The organism is Arthrobacter oryzae, assembly GCF_030718995.1.
GTDB lineage: Bacteria > Actinomycetota > Actinomycetes > Actinomycetales > Micrococcaceae > Arthrobacter > Arthrobacter oryzae_C.
Map to the genome: position 1 here is coordinate 3,850,875 of NZ_CP132204.1, position 16,881 is coordinate 3,867,755.

15 protein-coding genes and 1 pseudogene are annotated in these 16,881 nt (G+C 62.7%); 8 read left to right on the forward strand and 8 right to left on the reverse strand.

The annotated features are described in order from the left end of the window. Window positions 1–655 precede the first annotated feature (655 nt). Genes Q8Z05_RS17605 through Q8Z05_RS17615 form a run of 3 tightly spaced genes read right to left on the reverse strand, consistent with a single transcriptional unit; the run spans window position 656 to window position 2,694 of the window. Window positions 656–1,423 (reverse strand): SCO1664 family protein, encoded by a 768-nt coding sequence (locus tag Q8Z05_RS17605; RefSeq protein WP_305940859.1) that lies wholly within the window; start codon window positions 1,421–1,423, stop codon window positions 656–658. After that, entirely contained in the window at window positions 1,423–1,977 is a 555-nt protein-coding gene (locus Q8Z05_RS17610; RefSeq protein WP_305940860.1) for a DUF3090 domain-containing protein, read from the reverse strand. Before Q8Z05_RS17610 ends, Q8Z05_RS17605 begins: the two co-directional genes overlap by 1 nt. Window positions 1,978–2,001: 24 nt before the next feature. Next, window positions 2,002–2,694: a histidine phosphatase family protein gene (locus Q8Z05_RS17615; protein ID WP_305940861.1), complete on the reverse strand. Its 693-nt coding sequence runs from the start codon at window positions 2,692–2,694 to the stop codon at window positions 2,002–2,004. A gap of 1,371 nt (window positions 2,695–4,065) precedes the next feature. On the opposite strand from Q8Z05_RS17615, the gene Q8Z05_RS17620 reads away from it, so the two are divergent. From Q8Z05_RS17620 to Q8Z05_RS17640, 5 genes and pseudogenes are all read left to right on the forward strand, one after another. After that, window positions 4,066–4,827 (forward strand): prolipoprotein diacylglyceryl transferase family protein, encoded by a 762-nt coding sequence (locus Q8Z05_RS17620; protein WP_305940862.1) that lies wholly within the window; start codon window positions 4,066–4,068, stop codon window positions 4,825–4,827. Continuing rightward, window positions 4,820–5,182 (forward strand): hypothetical protein, encoded by a 363-nt coding sequence (locus Q8Z05_RS17625; protein ID WP_305940863.1) that lies wholly within the window; start codon window positions 4,820–4,822, stop codon window positions 5,180–5,182. Before Q8Z05_RS17620 ends, Q8Z05_RS17625 begins: the two co-directional genes overlap by 8 nt. A 499-nt stretch (window positions 5,183–5,681) precedes the next feature. Then, a complete protein-coding gene (locus Q8Z05_RS17630; RefSeq protein WP_305940864.1) occupies window positions 5,682–6,398 on the forward strand; it encodes a hypothetical protein in 717 nt (238 codons plus the stop codon). 537 nt (window positions 6,399–6,935) lie between these two features. Then, on the forward strand, window positions 6,936–7,463 hold the full coding sequence (locus Q8Z05_RS17635) for a hypothetical protein (RefSeq protein WP_305940865.1): 528 nt from the start codon (window positions 6,936–6,938) through the stop codon (window positions 7,461–7,463). Between the two features lie 271 nt (window positions 7,464–7,734). Further along, a pseudogene (locus Q8Z05_RS17640) lies at window positions 7,735–8,243 on the forward strand (SDR family oxidoreductase). A 49-nt stretch (window positions 8,244–8,292) separates the two neighbouring features. Here the strand turns inward: Q8Z05_RS17640 and Q8Z05_RS17645 are convergent. After that, window positions 8,293–9,225: a LysR family transcriptional regulator gene (locus tag Q8Z05_RS17645; protein ID WP_305940866.1), complete on the reverse strand. Its 933-nt coding sequence runs from the start codon at window positions 9,223–9,225 to the stop codon at window positions 8,293–8,295. Between the two features lie 157 nt (window positions 9,226–9,382). Between Q8Z05_RS17645 and Q8Z05_RS17650 the strand changes: the two genes are divergently transcribed. After that, complete coding sequence (locus Q8Z05_RS17650) at window positions 9,383–10,684, forward strand: aromatic ring-hydroxylating oxygenase subunit alpha (RefSeq protein WP_305940867.1); 1,302 nt, start codon at window positions 9,383–9,385, stop codon at window positions 10,682–10,684. Beyond that, complete coding sequence (locus Q8Z05_RS17655; protein WP_305940868.1) at window positions 10,681–12,096, forward strand: ferredoxin reductase; 1,416 nt, start codon at window positions 10,681–10,683, stop codon at window positions 12,094–12,096. Before Q8Z05_RS17650 ends, Q8Z05_RS17655 begins: the two co-directional genes overlap by 4 nt. Before the next feature lie 169 nt (window positions 12,097–12,265). Here Q8Z05_RS17655 and Q8Z05_RS17660 read toward each other — a convergent pair whose 3' ends face one another. The 3 genes from Q8Z05_RS17660 to Q8Z05_RS17670 form a co-directional block, all read right to left on the reverse strand. Next, window positions 12,266–12,883, reverse strand: coding sequence for a TetR/AcrR family transcriptional regulator (locus Q8Z05_RS17660; protein WP_305940869.1), 618 nt, complete (start codon window positions 12,881–12,883; stop codon window positions 12,266–12,268). Window positions 12,884–13,024: 141 nt separating this feature from the next. After that, window positions 13,025–13,891, reverse strand: coding sequence for an alpha/beta fold hydrolase (locus Q8Z05_RS17665; protein ID WP_305940870.1), 867 nt, complete (start codon window positions 13,889–13,891; stop codon window positions 13,025–13,027). Window positions 13,892–13,938: 47 nt separating this feature from the next. Then, window positions 13,939–14,937 carry an NADP-dependent oxidoreductase gene (locus Q8Z05_RS17670; RefSeq protein ID WP_305940871.1) on the reverse strand — a complete coding sequence of 333 codons (999 nt, stop codon included), beginning with the start codon at window positions 14,935–14,937 and terminating at the stop codon, window positions 13,939–13,941. A 367-nt stretch (window positions 14,938–15,304) separates the two neighbouring features. On the opposite strand from Q8Z05_RS17670, the gene Q8Z05_RS17675 reads away from it, so the two are divergent. After that, window positions 15,305–15,928: a hypothetical protein gene (locus Q8Z05_RS17675; RefSeq protein ID WP_305940872.1), complete on the forward strand. Its 624-nt coding sequence runs from the start codon at window positions 15,305–15,307 to the stop codon at window positions 15,926–15,928. Window positions 15,929–16,062: 134 nt separating this feature from the next. On the opposite strand, the gene Q8Z05_RS17680 is transcribed toward Q8Z05_RS17675, so the two are convergent. Further along, window positions 16,063–16,794: a GntR family transcriptional regulator gene (locus Q8Z05_RS17680; protein WP_305940873.1), complete on the reverse strand. Its 732-nt coding sequence runs from the start codon at window positions 16,792–16,794 to the stop codon at window positions 16,063–16,065. Window positions 16,795–16,881 lie beyond the last annotated feature (87 nt).

Below are 16,881 nucleotides of genomic sequence, written 5' to 3' on the forward strand. Positions count from 1 at the left end.
CTTTGTCAGCGCAAAGAAGAACCGCGACCCTTCGTTGCGGGGTGCGGCCGTTGGCCTGATGCCCTCAAGCGGAGAAATTGGCGTGCGGACAGTGTCCACAAAATTGCGCTCCGTATCGGGTCGTACATCGGCCGGACTGGCTCGGATTCCCAGCGTCGGAGTTCCCACTGTTTGCAAGGGCTGGAACCCGGTTCGAGTCCCACCTCAGGCACAGATACCTTCGGCGCGGAGCACATCGCGCTGCGGATTTTTAGCGTGATGTCCCGAGGTGAGGTACCTGCTGCCTTGCTGGTCTCCATATCTGTTCGTTACCGGCCTGTCGCGGATGACTACATGCCGGAATGGTGAGACGCCGAAGTGCCCCTTGGCCATTAGGACCCCCATATGTCGGTCGGTACTCTGCGTATCGCACCGGGTGCACTTCTCTGGGTTCCGGGTTTCATATGCGCTGTTATTGGCGTTTGGGCAGCGAGTTCCCGGTGACAGTTGCCTCTCCCATCGCCCAAACCTTCGGAACAGAGGGTTGTCGGCCGCGGCCTGGCTCCTAGGAAAATCGCCAGCCGAGCTCGCGCTCAGGAATGATGAGCTCCGTCGCTATCTTTAGATCCATGCCATCAACGTGACACAGCCTGCGAAGCCCGTAGCCGCAATTCCCTTAGAACAGCGGCCAGGGCACCGCCGGCATCTCACCGCTCGGAGCCGGAAACCGCCCGGCCGAGCGCAACCGGGCGCAGCGCGCGGCGAGCGATGCGATTTCTTCGGCGCTAAGCAAGTCCGCCAAGTTTCGGCCCAGCTCATCGTCCAGTCCTTCGCTCACACGGTCGATGCCGTCGCGTTCCTCGATGGTCAGATCGTCTCCCATCCATCCCCACAGCACCGTGCGCAGCTTGTGGTCACGGTGAAAGGTGAGCCCATGGTCCACTCCGTGCCGGTGTCCGTCCGTCATGGCCAGAATGTGGTTGCCTTTGCGGTCGGCGTTGTTGACGACCATGTCGAACACCGCCATTCGTCTGAGCGCTGGCGAGTCTTCGTGAACGAGGGCAACCATCCGTCCGTTCTCATCCTGACCCTCAAGGACTTGTTTCCACCCGGTCTCCGGTACGTCGTCCGCCGCAACGAGGTCCACTGCGTTCTGGTCGGGGTCTGACTCCTGCCACAGCTGCACCATTCCTTTACCTAATGGACCATCACGCAGCCAGGTGCGCGGCACGACGTCCCAGCCGAAGACTTGCGAGACCAGGTAGGCGGCCACCTCCCGGTGAGCCAGGGTGCTGTGCGGAAAATCCCACAGCGGACTTTCGCCTGCTATCGGCTTATAGACGACCGCCACGTTGCCGATGCTGCCCAGGAATGTAGCGTTTGAAGCCGTCGTGATGCGGCCCGTGAGCGTCAGCTCGGCGGTCACTAGGTCCGGCGCTGGCATCAGACCTCGGGAAGGGTGCAGATGTGCCCATCGGCGTCTATGGGGTAACCGCAGAGCGAACACGTCGGACGCCCGGCCCCCACGATCTCACGGGTGCGCTTGGCGAATGCGCGGGCGGTGCCGACCGGCATTCGCAACAGCAGCATTTCGGGTTCGTTGGCGCCGTCCTCATCAAGCGATTCGTCGTTGTCATCAGCATCGACATCGGTGATGGGGTACGCCTCTACTACGACCTGGGCCGTGGTTGGGTCCCAACCCAAGCTCATGGCACCGGCGCGAAACTGCTCCTCAACGGCCTCAAGCTGGTCATTGTCGACAAGTTCAATGGGAGTACCCGCGGGAACGCTGAAGGGGTTGCCCTCGACGGTGATGAGCTGGTCGAGAATTTCGTCGATCTTCTCCGCGAGCAGAGCCGACTGCTGCTTCTCCAGGGCGATACTCACGATCTGCGTCCCTGAGCGCACCTGCAAATAGAACGTGCGCGTCCCCGGAAGGCCAATGGTGCCAACGACGACCCGATCAGGCCAGGCAAACTCGTGAACTCGTGTAGGCATGTCAGTATTCTAGGCACATGAGGTTCATGGCGCCTTTTGCCCTGCACCGCCGCCCACCGGCGCATCGCCAGACTGGATGCCGTTCGACAGCCACGACAGATCACCCGCGTCGGTGTTGGTCGCGTAAACGCTCGGCCGACTAGCCCCGTAGCGCACGATCGACACGGAAGCGGGGCCTACGTTAATACGCTGGAACAGGTCAAGGTGCATGCCGAGCGCGTCGGCGAGGATTGACTTGATGATGTCACCGTGACTCACCGCCACCCACACGGCCCCTGGCCCGTACTCGGCTTCGAAGGCTGTATCGTGGCGTCGAATCGCTGCCACCGACCGAGCCTGCATCGCGGCCATGGATTCACCACCGGGAAAGACGACGGCCGACGGTTGCGACTGCACAACCGGCCACAAATCCTCGGTCGCGAGATCACTTAGCGTGCGGCCCTGCCACTGGCCGTAATCGCACTCGGTGAGATCGGGCTCGACCGGCGCGTACGGCGAGCCAGCCTGGCGATCGAGGATGAGCTGGGCGGTCTGCTGACAACGCTCAAGAGGGCTGGACACCACCCCGACGACTGGCACGGCCGCGATCCGGTCTCCCGTCAGAGCCGCCTGTTCGCGCCCGATCTGGTCCAGGCTGACGCCGACGGCCCGGCCGGCCAGCAGTCCAGTGGCATTGGCTGTGGTGCGGCCGTGCCGCACGAGGATAACTGTCGCCATCCTCCCAGCCTAACCACCCGCTCGATGTCGGTGTGAACCGCACCGGGTCGGGCGTCGAACGGGCACATAAAGCACTGGCGGAACCTTTCAAGGCACTCCGACGCGCACAAAGCCGCCCAGACGGACTCAGGACGCATTGACCAGCTCATGGCTGACGCAGCAAAACCGGAAGAACCGGCACCGCCAGAACCCCCGGCCGAAGCCGCCCCCGCATGGAGGACGTCCTGTACCCGCTCCGCGACGGATCCAGTAGTTCCCGCCCTCTCAAAGCGGTCGTGTGCCATTAATTGTGATGGACCACACCAGCCCCGCGCTGTGCGCCCAGGGGCAGTCTGAATAACGGCGGATCCGGGGTTTAGCCTGACACGCCGGGCGTTGCCTGGCGGGGAGGACTGATCATGAGCGACACCATAGATTCCATGGCGACTGATGAGGATCAGCAAGAGTTAGCGCAGCAGCTCCCTGGCCCAGGCCAGGGAGCTGGGCATCGACCTCGTCGGCCTGACGGGTTGTTGAACCGGCTCACGAAGCCAACGGCAGGCAACGGTAGCTACGGTGCTTCCGCCCCGGGAACTGAACGTCACAGACGCGCCTCCGCTCGTCCCCGAGATGGAGGACGCTGTTCTGCAGACAGCCAGGAGCATGTGCTAGCTAGAACACCACAATCCGCACGGGCATCCATCTACTTGCGGGACGGCCGGCCTCACCCTCCTGCCGTCGGCCCTATCCAGGCACTGTAGTTGCCTCCCGATCCTCCGCCGCCGCTATCGTCATCCTTGCCGCATCGTCGACAGCGTCTATACACGCCCCCGTCGTCGGCATGTTCGACGTGCCAATCGTGCCGAATGTTCAGCTTGCACAGCAGGGCCTGGATCATGGCAGCCTCCGATTCAAATCGCAACGCCCATACCTCTAATGATGGCCTCCGCACCGAACCTGGGAAACGGGCAATCGTTGGATAGCGATTGACGTGTGTTTCCGTGTCCTATGGATGCTGAATGTTTCGTGGGACCGGGCTACTGAAGCGGAGACGGCGGTTCGGGTGAAGTGGCTTCGGATTTCATCCACCCGCAGCGCAGGCGATCCTTTGGGCTTCTGTTGCCGATCTTCAAAACATCGGTCGATTGACGTGCAGAAAGGACGGATGGCGTAGGGAGTGGACGGCCCGGAATCTACCCTGGGACACCTCCGCGACAAACACGGCCGCGCGATCCGGCTGCAGGAACAGAATCCGGCCGCGCCAGCGTGTTCACCGTGTACCCGTCGCTGAGCGGTTCCGTCTCTGAAGCCGCGTGGCGTCTCCGCGTCCATGTGCAGTTACCGGGGCAACAGTTCCCTGAAAGCGTGGCAGGCCACTGTTACACTCTGCCCATGATCGGGCTTCCCTTCGCGGGAGACGGGCTAGTGCACGCCGGCCTGTTAGGGCTGGGAATCCTCGCAGCCTTGCTGTTCTACGCCTGTGAGAAGCGCTGGCGTGGCCTGTCCGACCCGCGGTTGTGGCCCATTGCCGGTTTCGCTGTAGCCTTCGGGGCGATCGGTTCGAGGGTGCTCACGTGGGATGTTTCCCGCCAGGTCTCCTTGGCGGACTGGTGGGAAAACGGTGACCTCAGCATCCTCGCGGGCCTTGTAGGGGCGTGGCTCGGCGTCCACTTGGGTAAGCGGCTGACACATTACGGCGAATCGACCCGGGATTTGCTTGCGCCCGCGGTCGCCTTGGTGCTGGTCATCGGGTGCGTCGGCTGTCTCTTGACGGAACTGCCCGGCACCCCGGGTGGGGGCGCATGGGGGATAACACTCACGCCCGGGCAGGCAGCGATGCTGGGCGGACGACCCGGGGAAGGGCTCCACCCGTCCTTTGCCTACGAAATCCAGTTCCATGTGGCCGCATTCGCGCTCATGTGGCGCTATCGTGACCGCCTGCCTCATCCTGGCGACCTCTTCATCTGCTACGTGACTTCCTACGCCTTGTTCCGGTCCGGGGTCAAAGTCGTCCGGGGCAACGAGCTGTTCTGGCCGGGGATGAGTCGTCCCCAATGTTTCCTCCTGATGATTCTCCCCCTGCTGCTCTGGCGGATGCTGCGGGATTCGGGAAACCACTCCGCCCAAAGTCGGAAAGAAGAGTGGCATGAGTGACGACAACCCCGAAGAAGCCTGGAGCCCACTGCCACCGCCCCGAGAAGAGGAGCCGCCCTCTAAAACAGGGTTCGGCCTCGTGATGCTCGGAATCCTGTTAGGGGCTCCTGCCCTTTATGCCCTTTATTTTGGGACAACAAGGGGTATCGCTCCGGATGAAGGGTACAAGACCTTCCTCGCCGGGCCTGCAGCGTTCATACCCATCGCCATCTATCTGGCGGTGGCGATTGTGCTGGCGGTCCGGCCACGCACGTCCCGGTTGGGTGCGGGGCTGCTCATGGGCCTGGGAATCTTCACCCTGCTCGGCGGCGGGCTCTGCGTCGGATACCTCTCCCAGATGAGAGGCCTGAGATGAATCCGTCCTCGTTCGCTTCCCGACCGTCGTTGCCCGGCCCCGGATGGTGGCAGAGGCTGCCGGGGCAAAGCCCAGTATTCCTGCGATTAAAACGGCACCCCGACCCGGGGCAACGCCGTGACCCCAGCATCCCCGGTAGGACTCTCGGCACGAGTAGTCAGTACTCATATTTCCGAACTCTGTAACCCCCTCCCGGTACAGCACTGCGGGTGCCTACACGAGAGCAGGCCATGGACTTCTACGAGGGCATGGTCGCCCGTGCTGACCCCGCTGACACGAATTCAATGACGCAGCGGGCCCGGTGGAACCTTCGCTGTCCCGGCAGGAATGACGACCAGCAATCTGCCAGCAGGCGTTCAAGTCGTCGCCCCCCTATCTCGAGGACCGGACCGCAATCGACATCGGCCGACACGTCGAACAGATAGTGGGCCGGCTGACCCGTAACTAAAGTATTGATCGGCACCTGCTGACATGTGGCCACGCAGGACTAAAATGAGCCATGCCCGTCACCGGCCGAGTCGTCTCTGCCGCGGTGCTGCTCGTCATTGGGGCAGGACTGGCCCTCCTGGCTGTGCTGGTCCATTACGGTTTCATGGCAATGTACGGTGGTGTCACCGATACGGCGTTCGAGGGGTTCATGTGGGGGTTGACGTCCGGTCCCTCCGGATTGGCGCTCGGTCTGGTCGTGGTGGTTGCGCTGATCGGCTTCATGCTCTCGACAAGACGGTGGATGCGGCTGACGGCCGTGGCCGTTCCGGTCCTTATGCTGATCGGTATGTTCGCTGTCACCCCTGCGGCGCTGGTGCAGAAGATGGAGAAACAGTTTGTTTCCGCTCCGCAGTGCGTGACCGAAGGCACTGACGAGCCCATGGCCACCGCAGACCGTGAGTCTCAGCAGGTGTTCGATTCCATCGAGCACATCGGCCATTTTAAGGGTGGCGGCGGCATGAGTGGTGTCGCCGGCTGTACGCGCTGGTTTGTGCTCCCGGAAGACGTCGATGTGTTGCAGCACTATCGTGCAGCGCTGCCAGCGGCGGGGTGGGAAGTGGTCGAGGATGACGGGCGTCACGTGCGGGCGCACCTTGATGGCCGGGCGTTCGACGTGATGACCTGCCCCGGAGGCGGTGTCGTCTGGGCCGGAAGCGACGATGACCGCTCATACGGACAGGGAAGGCCTGAGCTGGCGGGCACTGAAATTTGTCCACACGACCTCTGAAAACACGTAAACGTAGGCGTTTGCCTCGCTTGTCGTGTCGGTGTCTATATTTCGGGATCGACAACGGCGCGCCCCTGCGCAGACCCTTTGCGCTGCAGACGAACCACCGACTTAATGTGTTCTGCGTTTCCTCCCAGCCACTATTGGCAGCTGATGCTTTCCGGCCAACGCGTGTTGCAGGTGTTGAGGGTTGTGCCGTCGGGGTTGACGTTCATGTCGAGCAGGTCGACCTTTGGGTAGTCCTTTGTGCAAGGCGTCGGTGTGCATCCTCGGCCGATGGGATAGGTGAGGGTGCCGCCGCCTGGCGCGTTGCCGATGGCGGTGTTGTTGGAGAAGATGTTCCCTCTGGCTGTCTGGCCTCCAGGCCGGGTCGGTGTTGGGGTTGTTGGTGACGACGACACCGAACTTCCAACCGCCAAGAATCCGGCCGGCACAACAGGCCCGGCCCGGAACGATCAACCATGATCGCTCCAGCGGTGCCCATTCATATTTCAGCAGGCGTACCGCCTGACCAAGACATTCGATAAGGTTGATGTCGTGGGGGAAAAGAAGGCTGCCGACGCGCACTTCCTGCGGGCAGTGAACCGTCCGTACTACTACGGGTACGCCAAAACAGGTAAAACCGTCTACGCCTACACGAAGGAAGAATGGGGCATCGGTGCAAGCTCCGGCGGCGGCGACCAGCACGTGATTCGCTCCTTCTACTTCAGCCTCCTGGGAACCGTCCTGATCTTTCTCCCGGCCACCCTTGCCTGTGTCATCTTCGGGCTCCTTGTGCTGTTCAAGATGCCGCTCATGGCGTTGGTCATGCTTTTCTTCGCCGCCCTCTTCGGACTCGGAGTCCTCCAGGGATACTTTAACGTCACCGAAGAATGGCGGGGGAGGAAGGCCCGGAAACTCAAAGGCCTCCCCAAGCCCTGGTGGGAGGCGGCCGATGACCACGCCTACGAATGGTTCCTCACCCACCCCGATCCCCGCATCCAGTTGACCCTGGATTACTTCCCGTATTCGGTGAAACTCCGGAACGAAGACCGACGCAACGGCCAGATCAGCGGAGGGGCCTGACGTGCCTGGTGGCTCGCCTGCAGACTCCGACATCCCGCTCGAGGTGAGCATGAGCGTTAAAGGACGGCTGGGCCGGGTGGCCGCCCGTCGATGAAGAGTTGACCGTCACCCTTCCCGTCTCCGCATGGCACTTCGCCATGCGGCAGCTTCGCAAATGGGACCAGGCTGCGCGACAAACCAACGGCAGTGAGCCGGGGCAGCCCGAACTCAGGGGCCCGGTAATCGCGTCGTTTGAACATCATCATGGCCCACCCGTCGTTTCCCTGGCAGGATGAGGCCCCACCGCCCCGGTGGAGGAATACGACGCCGGGGCTTTCGCCGCCGTTCGTGGGCGTCAACCTGCAAGGGGACGTTCAACCTCACCCAGCGGGCCATTTCGCTGCTGAAGGAATCCGACGCAGCCTCTATCGTGACCATGTCCTCCCTGGCCGGCCGCTTCGGGTACCCGCACCGTGTTGCGTACTCCACCACCAAGTGGGGACTGGTCGGCTTTGCCAGGACCCTCGCCATGGAACTGGGCCCTTCGGCATCACCTCGAACACGATCCATCCGGGAGCTGTGGACGGCCCGCGCATCATGAGCGTCTTCGAAGGCCGCGCCTCCGTCCCCGGGCGCACCCTCCAGAAGGAAATTGACTCCGCCATGGACAACCGGTCCGTGAAGAAGTTCATCAACCCTGATGACATTGCCGCGCTGATCCTGTTCCTCGCCGGGCCGCACGCCCGCACCATCTCCGGCCAGATGTTCCCCATCGACGGCGACTCAAAGTGTGCAGTCTAAATGCGCACCCAAACAGCTCCCAACGAATCCCGTTTCCAGCCAAGCGGTCTCAGAGATCGTCTTCGGGCCGGGCAGTGAGGATCCGGTTGGCCCTGACCTGAAGGATGCCGAGCGACTCCTGGATCAGGGGCGATGCGATGCTGCCGCTGCGCACCGCAGCGACAATGCGGCGAGCGGGCTTCCCCTTGCCAGTAATGCGCAGTCGAACCACGTTTTCGGCTCCACGCAGGGGTGCCAGTCGCGGCAGCAGGCCCACGCCCAGCCCCGCGCCAACGAAGGCGATCTGGGTTTCCCATTCAACGGCCTCATGGGCAATCCTCGGTGTCACTCCGACTGCCGTGAACGCCGCGGTGAATAGCGAATGGTAGGTGGAGCCGGCGGCCTCGGTGATCCAGGGTTCCGATGCCAGCTCTTCGAGCGTCACCGTTTCCCGCGATGCCAACGGATGGTCAGCCGGAATGATCACGTCCAGGGGATCGTCAAGCAGAACGGTCTGCTCGAAGCGCGGATCGTCCTCAACGTAGGTGTCGGACTGCATGGCGACGATGACCGCGAGGTCGATTCGCTCGGCAACCAACAAGTCAAAGCAACGGTCCGGGTTGGCCTCGAGTACTTGGACATCCAGCAGAGGGCGTGTTGAGCGCAGGGTAGCTGCCAGCGGCGCGAGCAACTGTGCAGCTGCCGTGGAGAATCCGCCGAGGCCAAAATGGGACTGCACCTGGTCGCCGGCCTCCATGGCTGCGGCGCGCAGGCTCTCCCATTCGGCAATGAGGGTGTCCGAGCCCGCCACGAGAAAGCGGCCCGTGGCGGTCAGCCGCACACCCCGGCCGTCCTTCGTCAGCAGCTGCATTCCAAGCACGCGCTGGAGCTCCCGCAACTGCGCGGAGACGGCGGAAGGAGAATAACCTGTCAGCTCCGCAGTCGCGCCAATGGTGCCGCACCGGGCAAACACCCGAAGTGTGATGAGCCTTGGGTCAATCATGCACCTATTATGCACGGTTATCTTCTAAATCTTGCGCTTTTGTTGCAGTTCAATCGTCCCTAATCTCATGACTACAAGGATTTCGACAACGCGGTTGCACCACGCACCGTGGTCGTCACGAAACGCATACTTACCCAGGCCTCCCGGGAGGAAACACATGTCTGCTCCAGTCTTGCCCCTCAACTCACGCGGAAAACTCGCTTCATCTTTGCCTGCAGAGCAGTTGACGGAGATCAGCGAGCTGTTCGAGTTCCGGCGCAAGGGATATTCCCTCGACGCGCCCTTCTATACCGATGCCACGATTTTCAAGATCGACATGGAGGCCATTTTTGGCCAGCACTGGATTTTTGCCGCCAGCATCGCCGAACTCCCGGAGCCGGGCGACTACGTCACCGTCGACTATGGGCCTTACTCCCTGATCGTGCTGCGCAATGACGACGGCGGCGTGAACGTTCTGCACAACGTGTGCCGCCACCGCGGCGCCCGCGTCCTGACTCAGCCCGCCGGGTCAACAGGAAACCTGGTCTGCGGCTACCACTCTTGGACTTACTCTCCGGAGGGCAATCTGATCCACGCCTCTGCACCGGGGGAGACGAAGTTCGACAAGGGGTGTTTCGGCCTCAAGCGCGCCCACAGCCGGGTGGTTGCCGGACTCATCTTCGTCTGCATTGCGGACGAACCGCCGGCGGATTTTGACGAAACCGCCAAGATTTTCGAGCCCTACCTCGCGCCCCACGATCTGTCGAAGACGAAAATCGCCTACCAGCAGAACATCGTCGAGGAGGGCAACTGGAAGCTCGTCATGGAGAACAACCGTGAGTGCTACCACTGCGACGGCCACCCGGAGCTCGCCTGTTCCCTCTTCCCCACCTGGGGCCTGACGGAGGGCCTGATTCCGGCCCACCTTGAGGAAGTGTGGGACCGCAACAAGGAAGCACAGTCCTCGCTCGAGGAGCGTTGCCGCCGCTATGGCCTTCCCTACGAAGTTGTGGAGGAGCTCGACACCCGCATAGCGGGAATCCGCATCTCGCGGGAATCGCTCGACGGCGACGGCGAATCGTTCTCGCCCGATGGGCGCAGGCTGTCCAAGAAGCTGCTCGGCGACTTGCGGGACTTCCGCCTTGGCCGCTGCTCGATGCACCTGCAGCCCAACAGCTGGTTCCACTTCCTGGGGGACCATGTCATCACGTTCGGCGTTTTCCCCATCAACGAACACCAGTCCTTGGTACGCACTACCTGGCTGGTAGCTGACGACGCCGAGGAAGGCGTCGACTACGACCTGGACAAACTCACCTACACCTGGAAGCAGACCAATCTGCAGGACAAGGCGTTCGTGGAGCTGTGCCAGACGGGCGCCGGCAGCCCCGCCTACGAGCCCGGCCCTTACATGAAGAGCGAATACCAGGTGGAGGCGTTCATCAACTGGTACGTGCAGCGCGTCCAGGAGCACTTGGCATGACTGAACTCCTCACTGAGACCGTAGTCCAGGAACCACATCGCATTCGCGGTCTTGAGATGCCGTGGAACAGGGTGATGGGCAGCACCGAGGGACCCGCCAGCGCTGCCCGTGCGTTGGGTCCCTGGCATCCGCAGGAGTTCATGGCCGAATGTGTCGAGATTGTTCCCGAAGTGGGCGGCATGATGACCTTTGTGTTCCGTCGCTCCGACGGTGCGCCCCTGGCGTTCCGTGCCGGCCAATACGTCAACGTTGCCTTCCCCGTGAACGGCGAGGACCATGATCCGCTGGACCGCAGCTACTCGCTGTCCAGCGCGCCCACCAAACCGTGGACCTTCGACATTACAGTCAAACGTGATCCCACTGGTCTGGTCTCACCGTGGGTGCACGAGAACATCAAACCCGGCACCGTCCTTGAGATGCTCGGACCGGTGGGGGCATTCCACCTGCCCGACGCCGACCGGCGGGCTCGGTACCTCCTGCTGGCCGCCGGTGCAGGCATTACCCCCATCATGTCGATGGTGCGGACCATTCACTCCCTGCCCGGACAGGCCGATGTGGTGGTGCTCTACCACGGAGCGGAGGCGGGAGGCTTTGCCTTCCACAAGGAACTGGCCTACATCGCGTCCGTGGATTCGCGCATCAAGGTCTTCTACTCGCTGGGCGACCGCAGCATACCCGAGGGCTGGGAAGGGCTTAGTGGAAGGCTGACGGCGGCCATGCTGGAGGAGGTGGCCCCGGATGCCAACGGCCGCCAGGTCTATGCCTGCGGCCCCGAGGGCTACCTGAACACCGCCACCGAGCTCCTCGGGAAAGTGGGCGTCGACGACACCTCCATCCACATGGAATTCTTTACGGGTGATCGCCAGACGATCCTTGAATACCAGGCGGAGCTCGCGCTTGCAGTGGACATCGCCGAGGAAATCGCCGAAGAAATCGCGGATTCCGCCGAGGACTACTACGAAAGCCAGCCCACAGCGTTCGGGCTTTACGAGCCCGGCTACGACGCGGAGGGGCCCCTGAAGGCTGCGGGGTTGCCGCTGGAAACCGTCGACCCGAACGCACCCGATTCCGGGGCCTCCGACGGCAGTTCGGATGTGGGGGCGGAGGCCGCGGCCCCTGATGCTTCGAGCTTCGACACAGTGGGAACGGGAAGCCTCACCCTGTCCTTCATGCGCACCGGCATCAATGTGCGCATCGACCCCACCGAGCACATCCTTGGCCCGGCCCAGCGCGCCGGCGTCAGGATCGGCGCGAACTGCAAGGAAGGCATGTGCGGTTCCTGCAAGGTGGTCAAGCTTTCAGGGGAGGTGGAGATGAACCACCAGGGCGGCATCCGGGCACGGGAAATCGATGCAGGGAAGTTCCTGCCCTGCTGCTCCACCGCGCGGACCGATATGGTGATCGATGCCTAGCCACTTCCAGCTGCCCTAGGCGAAAAACCAAATCAGGGTGTGGACAACGTCCACACCCTGGGCTCCGGATCGTGCCGGAGCGCTTCAGTTGGGAACGAAAAGGCGTACGACGGCGGGTGCCTCCCGCCGTCGTACGCCTTAGATGTTTTCGCTTGATCGCAGGGCGGAGCTAGGAAGGGCTGCGGTCCGAGGTAACGAGCAGGCGGACCTGGGTCCCGATGTCCTGCACGATATCCTCGACGCGAATAGCGGGATCCGCGCTCACTGCCATGCTGAGGAACATGATTGCCGAGACGATGCGTGCGGTGGTTGCGGCATCACTGGCGCTAAAAAGTCCATTGCGGCCCAAGACTGCAGCGATGGCTTCCTCAGTCTGCGCGACGACGCGAAGGGCTTCACTGTGGCTTGGCTCCGTCGGGTCACCGAAGACCATCTCCCGCAGGTAGGTGCGGCCATTATGGACTTGGACACGGTTGCACTTCACGATCGGCTGCACAACGGCCATCACCGCATCCAGTGCATCAGGGATGGTGTCAGCATCTGCCCGGCCCCGCTCGAGCGCTTCGGCGTAGTGGGCATTCTGCACGAGCAGGAGGAGTTCTCCCTTGGTCTTTGCGTAGAGGAACAGGGTTCCGTTGCCAATGTCGGCCTTATCAGCGATCTGCTGCGTGGTCACATCCTCGATCCCGTGTTCTGCGAACAGCTCACTGGCTGCGGCAGTGATCCGTTCCAGCTTCTGCTGCTTGTTCCGCTCGCGCCGTCCGAGTGGCTGGGAAGCGACAGGCATGAGGACTCCTCCGGATTCAAACTGACTGGACTCAATTATGAGTATAGGGCGATCGGTCGCGCGAGTCAGGTGAAGTGCTTCATGTCCGATTGTGCGGTGACCGACGAGGTGTCTTTTATTGCCTTCTTTTCCGAGCCTGGGTCAGTTGGCGAGGAATTCGGCGGCGGCACGGCCGAACTTGGCATGGTGCTGGAAGATGCCGCCGTGGCCTGAGTCGGGGTAGATGATCAGTTCGGATCCCTTGATGCGGCGGTGCAGGTCCTCGGAGAGTACGGAGGGCACCATACGGTCGTTGTCGCCATTGGCGATGAGGGTGGGGAGCGTGAGCGCGGACAGGTCCGACGGGGCCGAACGGCCGAACTTTTGGATTGCCTTAAGCTGCGTCTGGAATGCACTGGTGCGGATCGGCTTGTCACGGTCCATCGTGCGTTCGTGGAGGCGTTTGATGAACGCCTTGGCGGCAGGCCTGCCGGTGGAATTGCGGTTGAAGAACAGGAACTCTTTTGGGTCCGACCGTGTCAGGGTTGCGCGGAGTATGTCCCAATAGGTGGTGACGACCACCTTGTCCATGTCCTTGCCTCCCCGCGGGCCCGTCCCTGCCAGCACGAGCTTGCGGACAAGGTGGGGATGCTTGAGGGCCAGGTCCTGGGCGATCATGCCACCCATCGAGAAGGAGAAGGCGTCGATCTTATCGAAGCCGAGCGCCGTGATGAAGTTGTGGGCGTCGTCGGCCATCGCCTCGATGCTGCGCGGAACCCGCCCGCTGGATGCGCCAACACCGGGCTGGTCGAAGGTGATGACGTGGCGGTTCCGGGCAATGGGGTCCACGATGCGTGGATCCCAGTTATCCATCGTGGCCGCGAGGTGCACGAAGAAGACGACGGGAATGCCGCCCTTCGGTCCCAATTCCCGGTAGGCATAGGTGGTGCCCCTTGCGGCAATGGCTTTAGTAGGTGCTTTCGCGTAGGAGGTGATGACGGAGTCCTGCGGGGTGTCGTTGTTGTTCATGACGGTCTTTCTCCTGGAGGGTGGGCTGGTGGAGGGCTGGCGGCGGATCAGTCGTTAAGGCTGAGCACTGCTTTGCCGCGGATGCCGCCCTGAGTGAGGGATTGCAGCGCCTGTGGGGTGTCGTCAAAATCGAAGACTTTGCCTACCACGGGGCGCAGCACGCCGTCGTCCACCAGGGCACTGATCTGGCGCAACTGGTCGCCACTGGCACGCATGAAGAGGAATTCATAGCTGACGCCGAGCTTCCTGGCCTGCCGCCGGACCTTGCTGCTGAGCACGGTGATCGCCAGTCGCAGCACTGGGTTCAGGCCGGCTTTGCGTGCGAACGCCGGGTCCGGCGGCCCGGAGATCCCGATCGCCTTGCCGCCGGGTTTGAGGATGCGCAGAGACTTCTCCAGGTTCTCCCCACCGAGGCTGTCCAGCACAAGGTCGTATGCGGTTAGGAGTTGCTCGAAGTCCTGGGTGCGGTAGTCGATCACGATGTCCGCTCCGAGGTCACGCACGAAGTCGGCGTTGGAGCCGCTCGCGGTGGTTGCAACGGTCGCGCCGAGGTGCTTGGCGAGCTGGATGGCGATCGAGCCGACCCCGCCAGCGCCGGCGTGAATGAGAACCTTCTGCCCCGCCTGAACGCTTCCCTGCTCGACGAGGGCCTGCCAAGCCGTAAGGGCAACGAGTGGCAGTGAGCCGGCCTCCTCCATGCTGGCTGTCACGGGCTTCAGTGCCAAGTCTTCCTCGGCGACGGCGATGCGCTCGGCGAACGTGCCGATGCGGTCCGTGGCGGGGCGGGCGTAGACCTGGTCGCCGGGTTTGAACCCCCGCACCTTAGACCCGGTGCGGAGAACGGTACCCGCGAGATCATGGCCGAGGATCAGCCGGAGCTTGTAGGGGAGGACCTGCTTAAATTCGCCAAGCCGGATCTTCTCGTCCAACTGGTTCAAGCCCGCCGCCTCCACCTGCACCAAGACATGCCGGTCCCCGACGATTGGCTCGGCAACCTCCGCTTCGCGCAGCGGCTCCCTGTACTTGGTAACGACGAACGCCCGCATGCCGTGATGCTCCTTTTTGGGTGGGTATTGGTTGAGTGGGTGCTGCTCTTGGCACAGCGATATCGGGGGAAGCCCTCCGGCCGCGCATAGGTGCGTTGTCCATAAGGGAACTCCTGGGTGGCTCTGATTTTTATTGACTGTAATCAATTATGACTATGCTCAGATTTTTGTCAATGGGCGCTGCGTTGATCACCGAGCTCTCCGTCGTGGTCCGCTCAGGGGACCACGAACCTCTCATCGAACACTTCATCGACTGCTATGCCCCCGAAGTCGTGACTTGAGCTCGTGCGGACGTGACGGCACACTAAGTGGGATCACGGATCCTGAACGAAACCATCCCTGCAGCGGCCGGACCCGAAAGAGAACAGTGCCCAAGAACAAAGTGAGCGGTCCCCTCGATTACTGGCTATCCCCGGAACTAGCCCGTATCAGCCCGCAGACCGCCCCTTCCCGGTTGCGGGAATTAGCCGATACTCAAGGGACCCTGGCGGCAGGCTGGAGCAGTGCGATCGCCGGCGGACCCGTCCTGGCTGTGGCGGGTGCGTTCTTCTCAGCCATGTCAGGAAACCCTGCCCCGGTGTTGGTGCTCGGCCCACTGGGTGCCGCCCTCCTGGTGCTTGGCCTGACCTCGTGGAAGCGGGTTCGTGGCAGGCTTCCCAATACTGACAAGCTGCTTATCACCCGAGGCCCCGGTAACGCCCGCGGCGGCATCACCATGGTGGCCGTACTGGCCGGCCTCGTTGGTGCGGCCATGGCCGCGGCCGCACCAACGGCCGCCGAACGCGGCACAAGCGTTTCGCTGATTGGTGCGTACCTGCTCATTGTGGCTCTCCTGGTGGCCTGCATTGCGGTCCCGTCGGCAGTAATGGGCCGGGCCAGGCAGTCCTTCCGACGAAGGGTGCAGGAGAACGGTGTTCTCCGCCAGGCGGTCGAAGAGGATCTGGCCACTTGGCGTGACCCCTATGGCAATGCAGGTTATGGACCGCTCTAGGCGTCCGTGGCCCTGCTTATGACAGTCCCCGCTATCCTGGCCCCCGGCGCAATGATGCCTTGTACGCCGAACACAAGAAGGTTGCCGCATGCCTGACGGCACACCTGTATAACCCAAGCAGCTTCACTGTGAGACTACGTCAGGCGGGCGACGCTCCGGCGGCTGGCGCGTGGTGCGGCGCCATCGGAAAACAGTTCCGGGGTTGATTCCTGGATGCGCTGGACGTCTTCGAAGACGCCCCGCAGGTGCAGGCGAAGGCTGCTGTCGGCCTCGGCCAGCTTGCCGGCCTCCAGTGCGTCCACCACCGCCGTGTGCTGCTCGATCAGTGTGGCCACCGGCCTGGTGTCGCGAAGGCTTAGGCGCCGGGCGCGGTCCAGGTGTGCCTTGGCGGAGTTGACCGCAGCCCATGCGGACTCATGGCCGGCCAGCCGAAGGAGTTCGCGGTGGAAGTCCTCGTCGAGGCGGAAGAACTCCTCCACATCACCATTGGCGTCGGCCGCCGCCTGGCTTTGCAGCATCTCCCGCAGGCCGGCGAGGCCCGCCGTGTCCGCCGCAACGTCCCGCAGGGACGCGCATTCAATGGCTTCACGGACGAACTGGGCCTCCGAGACGCGCGCCAGGTCCACCAGGGAAACAAAGGAACCGATCTGCGGGAAGACCTGGACCAGGCCTTCTTCGCGGAGCAGTATCAGGCTTTCGCGCACGGGCGTGCGGCTCACGCCCATTTCTTGTGCAAGTTCGTTCTCTGAGAGCGGCTCACCAGGGGGAAGTTGCAGGGAAATGATGCGACGCCGAAGCGTTTCCAGGGTCTGATCCCTCACGGACAGTCGGGGCTGCTGTCCCTTGCCGCTTTTCTCGGTTGCCATGGCTCCAGTATAAGACTCTTGACACACTAGAATGGTAGTGCTTGTATGGTAGTAGCAAACGGAATGCGGCGGATCACAACAGAGGAT